At 32.7% G+C, this 16,163-nt stretch carries 9 protein-coding genes; 2 read left to right on the plus strand and 7 right to left on the minus strand.

Annotated features, from left to right (window positions below):
• Positions 1–253 precede the first annotated feature (253 nt).
• Complete coding sequence (locus RLT85_RS10440; protein WP_311401982.1) at positions 254–3,853, minus strand: metallophosphatase; 3,600 nt, start codon at positions 3,851–3,853, stop codon at positions 254–256.
• Between the two features lie 330 nt (positions 3,854–4,183).
• On the opposite strand from RLT85_RS10440, the gene RLT85_RS10445 reads away from it, so the two are divergent.
• On the plus strand, positions 4,184–9,286 hold the full coding sequence (locus RLT85_RS10445) for a translocation/assembly module TamB domain-containing protein (RefSeq protein ID WP_311401983.1): 5,103 nt from the start codon (positions 4,184–4,186) through the stop codon (positions 9,284–9,286).
• On the plus strand, positions 9,286–11,583 hold the full coding sequence (tamL, locus tag RLT85_RS10450) for a translocation and assembly module lipoprotein TamL (protein ID WP_311401984.1): 2,298 nt from the start codon (positions 9,286–9,288) through the stop codon (positions 11,581–11,583). Before RLT85_RS10445 ends, tamL begins: the two co-directional genes overlap by 1 nt.
• Positions 11,584–11,709: 126 nt before the next feature.
• Here tamL and RLT85_RS10455 read toward each other — a convergent pair whose 3' ends face one another.
• The 6 genes from RLT85_RS10455 to RLT85_RS10480 all read right to left on the minus strand — a co-directional run bounded on the left by RLT85_RS10455 (position 11,710) and on the right by RLT85_RS10480 (position 16,115).
• Positions 11,710–12,033 (minus strand): YbaB/EbfC family nucleoid-associated protein, encoded by a 324-nt coding sequence (locus RLT85_RS10455; protein WP_311401985.1) that lies wholly within the window; start codon positions 12,031–12,033, stop codon positions 11,710–11,712.
• Positions 12,034–12,163: 130 nt separating this feature from the next.
• Complete coding sequence (locus tag RLT85_RS10460) at positions 12,164–12,340, minus strand: hypothetical protein (protein WP_311401986.1); 177 nt, start codon at positions 12,338–12,340, stop codon at positions 12,164–12,166.
• 342 nt (positions 12,341–12,682) lie between these two features.
• A complete protein-coding gene (locus RLT85_RS10465; RefSeq protein ID WP_311401987.1) occupies positions 12,683–14,116 on the minus strand; it encodes a hypothetical protein in 1,434 nt (477 codons plus the stop codon).
• A gap of 45 nt (positions 14,117–14,161) precedes the next feature.
• The gene (locus tag RLT85_RS10470) at positions 14,162–14,752 is read right to left on the minus strand and encodes an AAA family ATPase (RefSeq protein WP_311401988.1); all 591 of its coding nucleotides are present in this window, start codon (positions 14,750–14,752) and stop codon (positions 14,162–14,164) included.
• A gap of 67 nt (positions 14,753–14,819) precedes the next feature.
• Complete coding sequence (locus RLT85_RS10475) at positions 14,820–15,185, minus strand: hypothetical protein (protein ID WP_311401989.1); 366 nt, start codon at positions 15,183–15,185, stop codon at positions 14,820–14,822.
• On the minus strand, positions 15,186–16,115 hold the full coding sequence (locus tag RLT85_RS10480; protein ID WP_311401990.1) for a hypothetical protein: 930 nt from the start codon (positions 16,113–16,115) through the stop codon (positions 15,186–15,188).
• Positions 16,116–16,163: the final 48 nt, after the last annotated feature.

Below are 16,163 nucleotides of genomic sequence, written 5' to 3' on the forward strand. Positions count from 1 at the left end.
TACTTTTAATGAGAAAATCAATTTCACATAATTTTTAATCGAACACTAATGTATAAATATATAAAACTAAAATTAAAAAAAACTTCTATTTTACGATGGAGGTAGAAATAACTACGTGTAAAAATTTAGCGTTGAGCATTTTAGAGGTGTCATCCTAGGTGAGTGTAATTTCTTCTGAATAAAATGCTGATATGAAATCAAAAAAAAAGCTTCAGGCGTAAACCTGAAGCTTTCAAATACTATAATTTATCACTTAGAACCTAAATCCTAAGATAAACATAAGTCGGTTATCTTCATCACTCATATAATAACCTACATTGGCAGTAAAGGCGCTAAACCCGTTAATAAAGACAGATCCTCCGTAGCTATTGTGCCACTTGTTAGAATCTTCACCATCTATCCAAACTCTACCATAATCAAATCCCGCAGTTACTCCAATTCGCAACGGAATAAAATTGGTTCTTACTTTAGCAATTCCCAATCGTAAATCTGTACTGTGGAAGAACGAAGTCTCTCCTAAAAATCTATCGTTTCTAAATCCGCGTAAGCTTTCATTACCACCTACTGTTGCAGCGTGATAAAATTCATAATCCTCTCCAAACTCACCTAATACAAAATTTGCACTCGCCCTAGTTGCCACCGCAGCAACGCCACTTTCGTGAATAGGATAAACGAAAGAAACCGTCGGATTTAAATAGGTAAATTGATTATCATAATCTTTGTTGATACTCGATTTATATCCTGCTTTTAAATCTAGCTCCATTCCTCTTCTTGGATAACCAATCATATTTCCTTTATTATTAAAGTTGAAGCCTACTTCTGCACCTACATACATTTGATCTGCAAAAACATCGTTTTCTTCGGCATAATATTCTCCAATAAAATCATTGTAAGAATTGTCTACTTCATAAGATTCTATGCTTGGCTTAAAATAAGCGGTAACCGTCTCACTTTCTTTATAAATTAAAGAGGGTGCAACGTGCCATTGCTTTATTGGTACACGATTAAAATCTTTGTCTGTATCGTTGTCATAACTAGTTTCGTTTCCAATACCAAAGAAATTGATGGAGTAATTAGGACTGGTGATTCTAGCGTCTAAGCCAAAATTCCAATTGTAGAAAATATGTGCAAACTCTCCGTAATATTCGACTTCAAAACCTTGCGTAGCCGAAAAATAATTGGCCGTTAAAGTATGTTGGGTTGTAAATGGATTTCTTACTAAACCATAGGTAGTAAATGTATCGGTTAAGCCAACTTTAAAACCTGCATCTGGATCAAAGCCAATGCTTGGCAAAATCACATTATTGGTGTAGATTTTTTTATTAGGATCGTAATTGTTGATAGAGTAGGAGTCGGTTAATCTTTTAGAGCCTACATTTTGTAAGGTGTTGTTTTTCGACCTATAATCGTACACTTTAGTTTTGGCTTTTCTTTCAAAATCATAGATATCATTTTCTTCTCCTCCTAAAATTTTTAATTTTATGAGTTTGTTTCCATCTCCAACTACTTTAAATTCATCATCGCCATCTAAACCATAAACCCAAATCTCTTTGGTTTCTCTTGAATTGTATTCGTTAGAAAAAATAACTTCATCTTCTTCTCTAATTTCAATTTTGGTGATGCCATTATCTTTTCTGGTAATTAAGAATTTATTGTCTTCATTGGTTCCTATAACCGTTTCGAATTTTTTAAAGTAAGTATAATAGTCTTTAGCAATAGACACTAGATTAGCTCTTCTTTGCTTCAGAGTTTCTTTAATTTTTTCTATACTTTCATCTTGCGCATCATTAGGTAATTCCGCGAAAGCGCTTTCAATAGCTTCATCACTCAAGTTATTTTGAATGAAAAGTGCTTGTTTCTCCCATTCTTGCCAACTAGAAGTTTTGATAAAATTTTTATCCAAAGGATAGCCCGCCACATTAAACCACTTAGAGTTTTTGAGGTTTGCCTCATATTTTTGCATGGCTCTTAAAGGAGGAACACCCAATTTTAGTAAGCTCAAAATAACGCCATCGTACTTAGGAAAAGCTTGATCTCTATCTCTTGGGATTGCTTGATATATATCTTTACCATCTCTCTCATATTTTGCCCAACGCCATTGGTCCTGATGTCTATCCCAATCCCCAATAAGCATATCAAAAATACGAGCTTTTATATATTCGACTTCGTCTATTTTAGCGTCCTTATTGTCTTGCAATTCTAGCAACATATCTGCCGTACTCAAAATATCTTCTGAAGCACCAAAGGTTTCAAAATCTTTATTTTCGTCTCCTACGTGCTCTTCTATCATGTATAGTTTATCCCCGTAAGATTCGTTAAATCTACCTAAACCTATTTGTTTAGGAACGTAATATATTTTAGGATTGGCGTGAAGAATACCTAAACTTTTAGAAAGTCCGTTTACCGCAAACGGGGCGTAAGGATGTGCCGTGGTATAAAAATCGGTAACGATATCTTCCGCAACCGTATTTTTCATATAGTCTACCACATAATGATTTTCAATGCTGGATTGGATAAATCTAACCGCACTTTTTCTCATCTCTCTAAGCGTAAACTCATTTTCGTTATCATCTAGGAGTCTTAATGATCTAGATTGATTACCACCGCCGGCTGATATCGCTTTAGGATTTGCTGGAAGGTCGTCTAAAAACAATACAGGAACTTCAATTTTCTTACCATAAACATTACGGTAATGATCTCCCCAAGCCCAGGTATGCAATCCAGATTTATCTACTTCTTCTTCCGTATAAACAGAAGCCATATAGGTTTTTCCAAATTCACTTTTTTGATGGTAGTCTACTTCCTCAATAGTAGCTCTTTCTCTTTTAATCGTATTCCTGTTAATAGGAATGGTGCTACTTTCCAAATTGTAAAAATCTACTTGAGAACTCCCATCCTTATACACGCTTAATTTTGCATAACCATTTTCCTCGCTTCCAAAGAAACCTTTATCTTCTTCGGGTCTTGTTTTTTCTGTTTTTCCTGTAGCACCACTAATAATCTGTGGGATTCCATCGTCTGCTAGGTATTGTAAATTTTTATGATTTCCCGAAACAAAAATGACATCTTCAAACTGGCTCGCTAAAGTTTCTAATCTTTCCACAAGCGCTTGCATTTGATTGCTATAAAATTCCTGACTAGAAAAACCACCCATTCTCCCAAAAAAACCTTTGCGGTTGGCACTCATAATGGGATGATGAACCGCTACGATAATTGTTTTATCTTGGTTATCTTTTAATTCATCTTTAAATTCAGCTAAAAAAGCACTACGCGTTTTATATTCACATTTGTTATTGATATAAGGATAGTGATCCCAGTCTTCGATATACCATTGAGAGTCTACCATTACCAAATGCGTTTCGTCGCTTAATTCTTCTCCTTCTATAGGACAACCATCATTTGGCCAAAATTTTGCTTCACTATTATCTTGTAAAAAAGATTCTAAATCATCTATATTTTTATGTCCGCCTTTGCTATTCCACTCATTTTTACCTGGAGTAAAAATAATATTTCCGTTAAATCCTTTTAAAGGATCTAGCAAATGCTGTTTTAAAAATTTTTCTTCTTTTTTTCTTTGTTCTTCGTTCTTAGGATAACCAATCTCCCGAGTCAAATTTCCTAGTATTACAATGGCAGCATCTTCATCTTGCTGAGATGATTCTACAATTTGCTGAAGAATTTCATCAGATTTTGACTGCTTCTCTAGACCTGTGTTTGCCGTAAAGTATATGGTTTTAGAAATTTCTTTGTTTTTTTCTTGTGCTAGAACGCCGAAGGATAAAAACAAAAAAATGCTTGAAAAAATCAGTAAAAACTTAGAGTTTTTATTGACCTGAATAAAGTGATTTTGCATAGTATATAAATATGATCTTTAATTAGTGCGCTAAAATTCTATAAAATTTTTTAATTGGAATATTTTTTAACTCATTATAACATTTTTGTATGATTTTAAAGGAGCTTTAAGAGCTGAATTGTTTTCTCCTTCGTAACTTACTCGGTTCTGTATATAACACCTCTCAATTTCTTTTAAAGATATGCTGTTGCAGTTTGGAAAGAAATTTCTCATGATTTAATTTTAAGCGAAAAGATAAAAATTACCGATAAACTTTAACTTAATTTAAACACTTAAAATGTACAATGTTAAGCTTTTGCTGAATAAATTTGAAAATTAATAACATTACGTGTGAGCGAACCCCAAAAAGATAAAGAAAAAAAGAAAAAGTCAACCCTTAAAAAAGTTTTGCGCATTATTGCCAAGTCTTTTTTAGTACTGCTTATTATTCTTGTGTTACTGCTTCTTTTTATTAGAAGTCCGTGGGGACAAGGCATCATCGTAGACAAAGTCACCAACTACGTTTCTAATAAAACTGAAACTAAAGTAGAGATAGAAAAACTCTTTATCACTTTTACGGGAGATATTTCTATAAAAGGACTTTTTTTAGAAGATAAAAAAGGAGATACTTTAATCTACACCAAATCTTTAGAGGCAGATATTCCTTTATGGAGTATTTTAAAGAAAAATGAAATTAATATAGATGATGTAAGAATTGAGGAACTCACCGCCAACGTGATTCAAAAAGACAGCCTTAGCGGATTTAATTATCAATTCCTTATCGAAGCTTTTGCTGGGGATTCTACACAAACCGAAGAAGTAAAAGAAGATCCCAATGCAGAACCTTATACTTTTTCCTTAGGAACCCTTGCCTTAGAGAAAATAAACCTCAATTATCAAGACGAAGTTGCGGGAACTTTCTTAAAACTCAAATTAAAAGAATTAGAGGTTAAAGGAAAAAAGCTCGATTTAGATAAGAGTATCTACGAGTTAAAATATGTTAGGCTTAGTCAAACCTCTGTAAGTTATCAGCAAACCAAACCTCTAGTGAGTGAAGAACAAGATACGGTTCCCTTGCCTCAATTGGCGATAGGAGAAATAGAATTAAAGAATGTGAGTGCTGTGTATGACGCTAAGCCAGACGATTTAAAAGCAATTATTGATCTAGAAGATTTCTTTGCAGAAGTCCCTATGATTAATTTACAAGAGCAGCAGGTAGAAATTAATAATTTAAAGCTCCATAACTCTTTGGTAGATATAAAAACAGGAAAACCAAAAGAAGAGGTTCAAGAGAAAGTGGAGGAAGAAGCAACTCCAGACAATGGTTTTTGGCCAGATTGGGAGGTAAAAGTAAGCGATGTAGATTTTGAAGATAATACAATTGCTTTCCGTCAAGCGGAAGAAAAAACGAAACCTGGAGAATTTAATCCTTTAGCTTTTAAACTTCAAAATTTTAATTTACTGGCAGAAAAATTACAGCTTTCTAAAGATGAAACCGCCGTAGTAAACTTAGATGCACTTTCTTTTGCTGAAGCGGGAGGTTTCAGGCTGAAAGAACTTTCTACACAAATTTCTTTAAATAAAAAGCGCCTAGAGGTAAACAATTTAAAAGCCGCAACAAGAAAAAGTAAACTTAACGGAAACATAAAAATGAGTTTTGCATCCTTGCAAAATTTTATTGAAAATCCAGAAAAAGCAAGTTTTCAAATTTCGGTTCCCAACTTTAAGGTAGATGCGAAAGAAGTCTATTACTTCTCACCCGAATTACGTCAAAATGAAGAATTTAAAAAAATAGCGGCTAAAAATTTCTACGGAAAAATAAACACCAGCGGAACCTTAGCTAACTTAGAATTAAAAAACACCAAGTTAAATTGGGGGAATAAAACTTCTGTCATTGCCACTGGTAATCTAAAAAACGTCACCGATACGGATAATTTGATGTTTGATATTCAGCAATTCAATATTAATTCTGTGAAAGAAGATATCTTAGTTTTTGCTTCCGAAGAGGAATTGGGAATAAGTCTTCCAGAAACGGTACAAATTGACGGGCAGTTAAAAGGCGGTTTAGACCGCCTTTCCGCGAAAGCGCAAATGACTATTCCAGAAGGAGTAGTGAATGTAAACGGATCTTTTAGAAATGACAATCAGCTTGCTTTTGATACCAAATTGGAAACCATCGATTTAGATTTAGGTAAAATTTTACAAATGCCAGAACTGGGAAAAGTTTCTTTAGTCTTAGAAGGTTCTGGGAGCGGAAAAGATATGAACTCTTTAGACGCCACTTTAGATTCTCAATTTACTCAACTTACCTATAACGATTACGATTTATCTGCCATCAAGCTCGACGGAAAAATTGTAAATGGTACAGGAGATGTAAATCTTGTCTTTAAAGATAAAAATGTAAATCTAAAATTAGACTCACATATTATTTTAGATTCGGTGGCTCCAAAGTTAGATTTTAATGCCAAAATGGAAGGTATAGATCTATATGCTTTGGGCTTTACCAAAAAAGATATTAAAGCTAAAGTATATGTAGACGGTCATTTTGAAGGAAATTCTGAAAATTTCAATGCGCAGATAAATATCACCGATGGCGTGGTGGTGTACGACGAAAAACCTTATTATTTGGGAGATATCGCAATGAATACTCAAGTGACTAAAGACAGTACCGCTTTAGCAATTGATGGGAGCTTTCTAAAAACGCGATTAAATTCTAATGCGAGTCCAGATCAAATTATGAAGGCGTTACAGCATCATGCCAATCATTATTTTAAGGAAACGCTTCATAACGATTCTATACCTCATTTTGTGAACTTAAAAATGGAAACGACCATTACAGAATCGCCTATTATGACAGATGTTTTCCTTGATGGAGTTAAAGAAATGGATACCATTTACTTTAAGGTAGATTTTGATGAAGAGAAAGAAGATTTAAAAGCAAAAGTATCTTTACCGCGTTTGGTATATCAAAACAATAGATTGGATAGCTTGCAAATAAATATAGATTCTAATAGTGAGGAAGCCAATTTTAGTGCTGGTTTTGGGAATCTAGAAGCTGGTCCGTTGGCAATAGACAAAACAGCGATTAGCGGTAGTCTTACTCAAGATACTTTATATGTAGATTTTAACTCGTATGCAAAAGGCGAGAAACTTTTCCGTATACAATCTGAAATGACGCGAGATAACGATAATCTTTATTTTAGAATTAATCCTTCAGATTTGATTTTAAATAAAGAACCTTGGGAAATGCCTAATTCTAATAAAATTAGTATTTCTAAGGAAGCTATTCTTTTTAAAGATTTTGTGATGTCACGAAACAGTCAAGAGATTAAACTTAGCGATGACTTGGGAGAAACTGAAGAACATTTAGGCATAGCACTCAAAAATTTCGAGCTTTCTACGTTTATGAGTTATCTTAATCCAGATGAATACTTGGCTTCCGGTACTGTAAATGGAGATTTTAAAATTTTAAATCCGTTAGGAAATTGGGGTCTTGTTGCAGATATGGGTATTGATGATTTTGAAGCTGTTGAAGTTCCGCTAGGAAAATTGCAGCTTACAGCAAATTCAGTAAGTCATGAAAAATATGATTTTAACCTAGATGTACAAGGCGATAATATAGATTTAAACGTTGGCGGTGATTATATAACGCAAAATACGGGACCAGAACTTAATTTGAATGTAGACCTCAATAAGTTAGCCATGGTAGTTTTAGAAGGTTTCTCTGGCGAAGCACTAAAAGAGTCTAAAGGAAGTATGGCGGCTAACTTTAAAATAGATGGTCCTTTAGACGATATCAATTACAAAGGAGAGGTTAATTTTAATGATGCAGAGTTTTTTGTAAGTATGCTTAACTCCAAGTTTAGCTTAAATGAAGATATTATTAAGGTAGATAATGAAGGTATTTACTTTAATAAATTTTCTATTAGCGATGCACAAAGCAATGATTTTACCGTTAATGGAGATATTTTAACCAAAGAAATTACAGATCCTACTTTCGATTTAAGTATCAAAGCCAATGATTTTGAAGCGCTTAATTCTACCATAGAAGACAACGAACTTTATTATGGAAAGGTGGTTTTTGACGTAGATGCTACGGTAAAAGGAAAAATGAGTTTCCCAAAAGTAAATGCGAAACTTACCGTAGATGAAAAAACCAATGCTACCTATGTATTACCAGAAGCGCAAGTAGATATTGTAGAGCGAGACGGAGTGGTAATTTTTGTAAATAAAGAAGATCCTAATGCTATTTTAACACGTCATAATGAAGACGATGTTACCGCAGTTATTACAGGAATAGAGCTAAATACAGAACTCATTATAGAACCTAATTCTACCTTTAATATCATTTTAAATCAAAGAACGGGAGATAATTTACAAGTGGTTGGAGAAGGAAATCTATTTTTTAATATTGAACGAAGCGGAAGAACCACACTTACTGGAAGGTATGAAATTAGCGATGGTCATTATGAAATGAGTCTCTATAATCTTGTAAAAAGAAAGTTTGATATTGCGCCAGAAAGTTCTGTGTCTTGGAGTGGAGACCCTATGAATGCCAATTTGGATGTAAGAGCGATTTATGATATTAAAACTTCGGCTTCTGGATTAATGGCGAGTCAAACTTCTGGAGAATCTACTTCTGAACAAAATAAGTTTAAACAACGACTTCCTTTTATGGTTTATCTTAATGTAAAAGGAGAATTGAATAAACCTATTTTAGAGTTTAGTTTGGATATGCCCCAAGATGAACGCGGAGCTATAGGTGGAGCTGTCTACGGAAGAATTTCTCAACTAAATCAACAAGAAGATGAATTGAATAAACAAGTATTTTCTTTATTGGTATTAAACCGATTTTTCCCACAATCTGGAACCGATGGAAGTGGAGGTGGAGCCGCGACTGTGGCAAGAGATAACTTAAATCAAGCTTTATCTGATCAACTAAACGTATTTTCAGATAAGCTTACTGGCGACACAGGAATAGAACTTAATTTTGGACTTGAAAGTTATACAGATTATCAAGGCTCTTCGCCAGAAAGTAGAACCGATTTAAATATTAGTGCCAGTAAAAAGTTGCTAAATGATAGGTTGGTGGTAACCGCAGGAAGTGAAGTAGGAGTGCAAGGAGAATCGCGACCGGGAGAAGATAATCCCGTGATTGGTAATGTGAGTATAGAATATTTATTAACCGAAAATGGAAGATGGCGCTTACGCGGATTTAGAAAAAGCGAATACGAAAATATCATCGACGGTCAAGTATTTGTTAGTGGTATCGCTTTAATTTTTACCCGAGAGTTTAATAAATTTAGCGAGCTTTTTGAAAAAGAAATCAAGAAAGAAGAAGAAGCGCAAAAGCAAAAAGAAGAGAAGGAAGAAGAAGAAAAAGAAACTCCAAATAAAGAGGAGAAAGAACAAGAAAACACTTCCGCGGAAGCGATAAAAGAAGAAGAAAATTAATGAGAAAGCATATCAAAATCAAGTCCTCTTTTGTTTTTACAACGGTTATTTTATTGATGCTGCTCAGTTCTTGTGCGGTAAAAAAATATGTACCCGAAGGAGAGTTTTTGTACCGTGGCGCAAAAATTAATCTAGAAGACACGTTAAATATTAAGAATAAACCAGAGTTGCAATTGGAGTTAGATAATCTGCTTTATCCGCAGCCCAATACCAAGATTTTAGGACTTTATCCTGGATTGCATTTTTATTATATAGGTCAAAAGGAGAAACCAGGCTTTATCAATCGGTTTTTAAGTAAAAAATTTGGCGAAGAACCCGTGTATCTATCGGATGTAGATGTGAATAGCACCGAAGATATTATAGAAAATAGACTTGAAAATAATGGTTTTTTTAGCAGTAGGATTACTTCCGCCGTAGAGCGAGATAGCAGCGCCATAACGGCAAAAGCGGAGTATGATGTTACCCTCACTGCGCCTTACCAAATGGAGACCTTTACGGTAGAAAAAGATTCTTTAGATTCTATAAGCTTAAGATTAGTTAAGGATATTGAGCTTTCTATGGAAGAAACGCTAATAAAAAAAGACATGCGTTTTGATTTAACTCATTTTAAAAGCGAAAGAGAGCGCATAGATGATTTTTTAAAACAGAAAGGGTATTATAATTTTAATCCTAATTTTCTCATTTTTGAAGCCGATACCAATCAATACGATAAAAGAAAATTTGACTTATTTCTTCGTTTAAAGGAAGGTGTTCCAGAAAGGTCTAAAGTGACCTATATTTTAGATAAAGTGAATGTGTACCCTAATGAAGCCTTGGATACAGGTGAAGGTGTGGAAGATACCACCGTTTATGACCAATTGCATTATATTCAAAAAAATGAGTTTTTTAAACCCCGTCGTATGGATCCGTATATTTTACTACGTCCGTCGCAAAAATATAATCCTTTGTTTTCAAAATATACGAGTAGACGTTTGTCTTCCATAGGAATTTATAAGTATGTAAATATTCGCTACAACGAAACCGATACGATCACAGATGAGGACGGATATAGGCATTTAGAAGCAGATATTCGCTTGTCTCCATTTAATAAACGTACGCTAAGAGCAGAATTGCAAGCGGTAACCAAATCTAATAATTTTGCAGGACCGGGAATTGGACTAACGTACCTCAACCGTAATTTATTTAGAGGTGGAGAAATTTTGAGAGTTACGGGAAGCTTTGCCTTCGAGCAACAATTTTCTGGACAAGGAAGTCAATCTGGACTGCGAAGCATACAGTTTGGTTTAAATTCTTCCCTAACTTTTCCTAGGCTTTTGTTTCCGATTGATTTTAATAATCGTTTTAAATATTCTATTCCGCAAACACAAATAAAAGCCGGTGCAGATTATTTAGATAGAAGCGAGTTGTATTCTCTTACTTCATTTTCAACCTCGTTTGGTTACATCTGGAAAGCCAATAAATTTGTGACGCACGAGCTTAATCCTATTAATATTAATTACGTAAAATTAGGTAATACCAGTGAAGAATTTGATCAAATATTGGCAGATAATCCGTTTTTAAAACGAAGCTTTGAGCAGCAATTTATTGCAGGACTCACCTATAGTTTTACCTATAATGAATTGGTAGATTCTTCTAAAAAAGGCGCATTTTATCTCAATTTTAATTTTGATATAGCGGGAAATACCATAGATCTTTTTGCAAAAGAAAATAATGAAGGAGATAGAACCTTTTTAGGTTTAAAATATGCTCAATACGCTAAAGCGGATTTAGATTTACGCTATCATTATAAACTAGGAACTAAAGGAGATGTATTGATAGGAAGAGTTTTTGGTGGTGTTGGTTTGCCTTACGGAAACTCAAAATCTTTACCTTTTGTAAAGCAGTATTTTTCTGGAGGACCGTACAGTGTGCGCGCATTTCATATTCGCTCGCTAGGACCTGGAACGTATAATCCCGAGGAACAAGGATTAAATTCGTATTACGATCAAGCGGGAGATATACGATTAGAAGCCAATGTAGAATATCGTTTTCCATTATTTAGCTTCTTAAAAGGAGCTGTTTTCGCCGATGCTGGGAATGTATGGTTAACACAGGAAAACGAAGCTTTGCCCGGAGGAAAATTCTCAGGTAGTTTTGCAGATGAATTGGGAATAGGTGCTGGGGTAGGTGTGCGAGTAGATGTACAAGGTTTTGTGATACGATTCGACCTTGCTTCTCCGTTAAAAAGGCCTGCCAAGAAATTCGATTTCGAATATGACAAGCCAGTATTTAATTTTGCTATTGGTTATCCTTTTTAGAAACTAATTCTTTCGAGCACTGACCGAAAAGATGAGAGTAAACAACTTTTAAAAATCATCATAAAAAAAGAAGGTTTGGAAAACACAGTTCTCCAAACCTTCTTTTTTAAGTATAAAACGTTTTTTTTACTTAAACATATCCATTCCTGGGATGCTTGGCATCCCTTCTTTGGCTACTGCTCCAAGTTCTGCTTCTTGTATATCGGTTGCTTTTTTTATGGCTTTGTTTAAGGTTAACACCAAGTAATCTTCTAATTGTTCTTTGTCTTGAAGAAGTTCATCTGAAACTTCAACCGATTTAATTTCTCTATTAGCGGTGATGGTCACTTTTAATAAACCGTCATTAGATTTCTCTTCTAGACTCACCGTATCTAATCGTTTTTTAGTTTCTTCTACTTTAGCTTGGGTTTCTTTGATTTTATCCATCATACCCGACATATCTCCAAACATAATTATCTATTTTTTGTGAACTGTAAATATATTAAAAAAACTATTCGCGCCCGATGAATACTAATTTAAAATTGAAGATACATTTGGTTTTATTTTTGGTTTTTGAAATATTAACTTTTCTATTCACTTATCAATGTTTTTCCATAAATAATTCATAATCCGTTACTTCTCCATTTTTAATTTCCAACGAGGACTCGTCAATTTCCTCTTTTTGTTCAAGAGATAAATCATCCCAAAAATCAGCAGTATTATCCTTTTTAAAATTCTTTTTTATAGACTCAATTATTTTAGAATTTTCAGTATCCAAAAGCAGTTTAGCTAAATATATTTTATCAGTTTGAATATTAATAGCAAATCATGTTTACTTTAAAAATAAGAATTAAAGTCTAAATTTTTGTTTTAAAGGCGATTTTTTAAAATGAAGTAGAACGGATTTATATATGGCTTGTAGTGTGTAGTTATGACTAAATTTTTACTTTACACATAAGCCAATTTGTTGTTTTTAAGTTTTATCTTTTTGCTTTAAATGACTAAAACAAGCTTTTGCTAAATCAGGATTAATATAGAAAAGAACTTACAGAAATACCTTGCTAAAAAAATAAGCATTCTTACTTGTTTTTTATCATAGTACTTTGTTGTAGCCAGTGCTTTACGCAATTGGTTTAATTAACTTCTCATCAATATAATTTAAGTGAAATTCAATACCTTCAGTAGCTTTTTTAAACGTTTCATCAGAATTTTCAAAAGATGCAAATAATAATGTTTGAGCATTTTTATAAGTTGATAGTTCTTTTAAAAAATTTGAAAAATCGTTAATTGACATATCCTGTTGTTTAGGCTCATCAAACATTAATAGATTTGGATGGTTACCATTTTTTACAATTGAAGTTTTATATAAACTACAAGTATAAGCCCAAATACTTCTTATAAAGTCACTAGCAGATGAATCAAATCTAATATTATAAAATAGATTGTCATTCGGCTTCTTTGCTAACGGGAGATAGTTTTCATCTGATATAGCGATGTCATTAATTGTTTTACTACTGTAATTGAAAGCTTTTAATAATGATTTAAAATTATTGGTTAATACTTTAATTTTATCTAAGTCATTTACAGAAAAAGTGTCATTTTTCAAATCTTCTTGTTCTTCTAATATTCTTTTCCACTTATCGGAAAGTGAAGAAAGTTCGTCTTTTAGCTCAACAAAATCTTCTAAATATTTTGAATAAAACTCAATTCTTTTTTTTAAGTTAAGTCTATATTCAATATCGACTATAGAGGGAAGTCGTTCATCAGAAATTAATTCTTTTTTAAGTTCTCTTATCTGACTTCTTAGATTGTTTTGGGCACCTCTAAGGTTTTTTAAATTTTTATTCTTCGCTATAATTCTCGACTTTAAACTTTCGATGTTTACGTGAAGCATCTTTATTTGAGCAGATAAAAAGTCGATATTGTCATCTAAACGCATTGGAACTTGCTTAACATTTAGGGGAAGTAGAGAATCATTTATCTCTTGATTACAAGCAGGGCAATTATTTTCAGAAACTTTTAATTCAATATCAGCTCCCATTTTTTGAACTTTAGAAGCACCTTTGTTTTTTCTTAAATCTTCATTTAAGTTCTCAAGTTGGTAATTAAAATTACTTAATTTCTGCTTGTCAAAGGTTAACTCACTAGATATCATTTCTACGTCAAAACTAATTTGATTTAATCTTTCTTCATTTTGGACAATTAAGGTTTCATTACCATTAACTTTATCTTTTACGGAGATGGTTTCATTTTGTTTTAAATTTTCAAATTCCTCAATTATTAAATCTAAATAATTTGAAATTGAATAATCATTTTCATCTTTTGAAAGTAGAATGTTAATCTCTTGAAGGTTATTTATTATCATAGGGGATTGTGAAAAACCAACAAGTTTGCCACCTCCTTTTTCAGTAAATCTCTCAAATCTTTTGCCTAAGTTTGACCAATCATTTTCAAGAATTCTCTTAGAGATACTTAATTCCTGTTTTTTCATTTTATTGCCATAAACATCCATATCAAGTATAAACTCAACAATTCGTGCTTCTTTATTATTCAAGCCAAAAATTGGCATTGTTGCAAAAAAATCAGACCAACCAGATTTCTATTCTATAATAAAACTGGAAGCAATTTGTTGAATGTATATTTTGCGTAAATCGCCTTTATTAGTCAAGACTTTTGGAAGTTCCCAATTCAGAAATTCTTCTAAATATAGGTGAAATCCATAGTTTTCATCAGAAGCACCACCGTTGTCGTGGATAAACATTGGTCGACTTTTTAAATTATCGTTTGTAGATAAACTTCCAAAATAAACATCTATTAATTGAGATTTTCTATTTGGATTTTGAACAAATCTACGAATCGTAATAATATCTCCATTCGTGTTTTCTATCTCTAACAAAATTAATGATTGTAGAACATTATGAAATGTATGTTTGGGAAATTCCACTTGGTCTTTCAAAACCGATTGCATTGTTTTTTCAAATCTTCCACCAATCAACTCTTCAAAACCAAGTGCATAAACAATAGCTTGGAAAAGACTACTTTTTCCACTAGTGTTATTGCCTCTAACAATATTTAGTCCTGACCTAAAAGTATGGGAAGCGCCAAAAAGACCATTATTGGTATTTACATCAATTTTTATGTTATTAATTTTAAGCATTATAATTTTTCCATTTTTTATAGATTGAATCAATACGATTATCTGTGATTTTTCTTTTTCCTAAGAATTTTAAGAAATCAATTTCTTCATTTAGGTACTCTTAATTCTCTATTATTTTTGAGTAAAATAGTTCCCCCTTTTCTAATAACTGATATTTGCCATTAGTGATTGAGCAAATTCCTTCGTGGATAGAAAAATTTAAGGCTCTATTCAAACTCGGTTCAATACCCCAAGTTTTCGAACTTTCCGTATAATTGCTTAATACAAATTTTCTTAACGAATTTCTATTCTCATCACTTTTTAAAGCCCAATTTATTAAATGAAGTTTAAGTAAACTAGATTTTGACCCTTGACAACATATTTTCAATATTAGAACTATTAATCCAATAGTGTAAGCAGGTCTGTATTCTGGAGGAATAGAAATTGGTTTTTTCGAGAATGTTATTTTTTCAGCGTATAGTTCCATTTATTCAAAGTTTATCGGACATCTAAATATCCAGTCAGCCAATGCCCAATTTGTTAGTTTTAAAATCATTTGTGGAGCTAAATTTTTAAAAGACATTTGCAATTCTTTTTTTAATAAAACTCTAAAATCTTCATATAACTCACTAGGCTTTTTTGAATTGGTAATACATCTTTCTTCGATTTCCGATTCAATTACACTAGTGATTTTTAAAAAATTTTCATAGCCCATTGGGTAATCTTCTTCCCATTTTGTTAAAATGTTTTTTCCTTCTAAAAAGTGTTCAACAATCAAATCGACTAATTTGTCAAGCTTTAAATCATAGTTTGGAGAATCATTACTTATTCGATGTGCATTTTTGTTTTGTGAATTTTCGATCAAAGAGATTTTCGAATCTTTCCATTTTAATTTTTCAGCTGATTCAATTGGCAATTCAGGAATAACATCAATTTTAATATCGGAATTTTCTATCGCAGTTTTAAGGAATGGATGAAGAAAACTTATATCTTCAAAAATCACTTCGAAATCGTCGTTGTCAATTATTGATAAATTCCAGCGTTTGACCTCTTCTTTTTTCTCGGAGCAATGTTGAACAATATTATTTTTTGCATACTGTGGTGTTACAAAATACCATTTTTTGATTTTAGTTGTACCTAACACTTTTTGCAGTTGTTTTTCGTAGGTCTTTAATTTCTTTAAATCCTTGGTGATTTTATCTCGGTGGTTTTCGTAAAGTTCTTTTGTTGAATAGTTTTCATTTGGACAGTAGCATTGAAATACTTTGCCTATTCTTGTAAAGCCTTCAATTCCATAATCTCCGGGAGTTGCTTTAATTTCTTGATAAGCTTCTTCTCTGAAATTATTTTTAAAACATAATTGAGAAACACTTTCCCATTTGTTGCCATCAAAAGTTCCGAATTCTGTTCTTATCATTTATTCTGAGTGTTTTTTTGCATTGGCTACAACTAATCATATAACCAT

The sequence above is a fragment of the Mesonia ostreae genome, from assembly GCF_031845265.1.
In the GTDB taxonomy this organism is placed as follows: domain Bacteria; phylum Bacteroidota; class Bacteroidia; order Flavobacteriales; family Flavobacteriaceae; genus Mesonia; species Mesonia ostreae.

Bases quoted from the DNA above. Each gene is read 5' to 3' on its own strand.
- RLT85_RS10440 (WP_311401982.1), bottom strand. From the start codon at position 3,853: ATGCAAAATCACTTTATTCAGGTCAATAAAAACTCTAAGTTTTTACTG.
- tamL (WP_311401984.1), top strand. From the start codon at position 9,286: ATGAGAAAGCATATCAAAATCAAGTCCTCTTTTGTTTTTACAACGGTT.
- RLT85_RS10455 (WP_311401985.1), bottom strand. From the start codon at position 12,033: ATGTTTGGAGATATGTCGGGTATGATGGATAAAATCAAAGAAACCCAA.
- RLT85_RS10475 (WP_311401989.1), bottom strand. From the start codon at position 15,185: ATGGAACTATACGCTGAAAAAATAACATTCTCGAAAAAACCAATTTCT.
- RLT85_RS10480 (WP_311401990.1), bottom strand. From the start codon at position 16,115: ATGATAAGAACAGAATTCGGAACTTTTGATGGCAACAAATGGGAAAGT.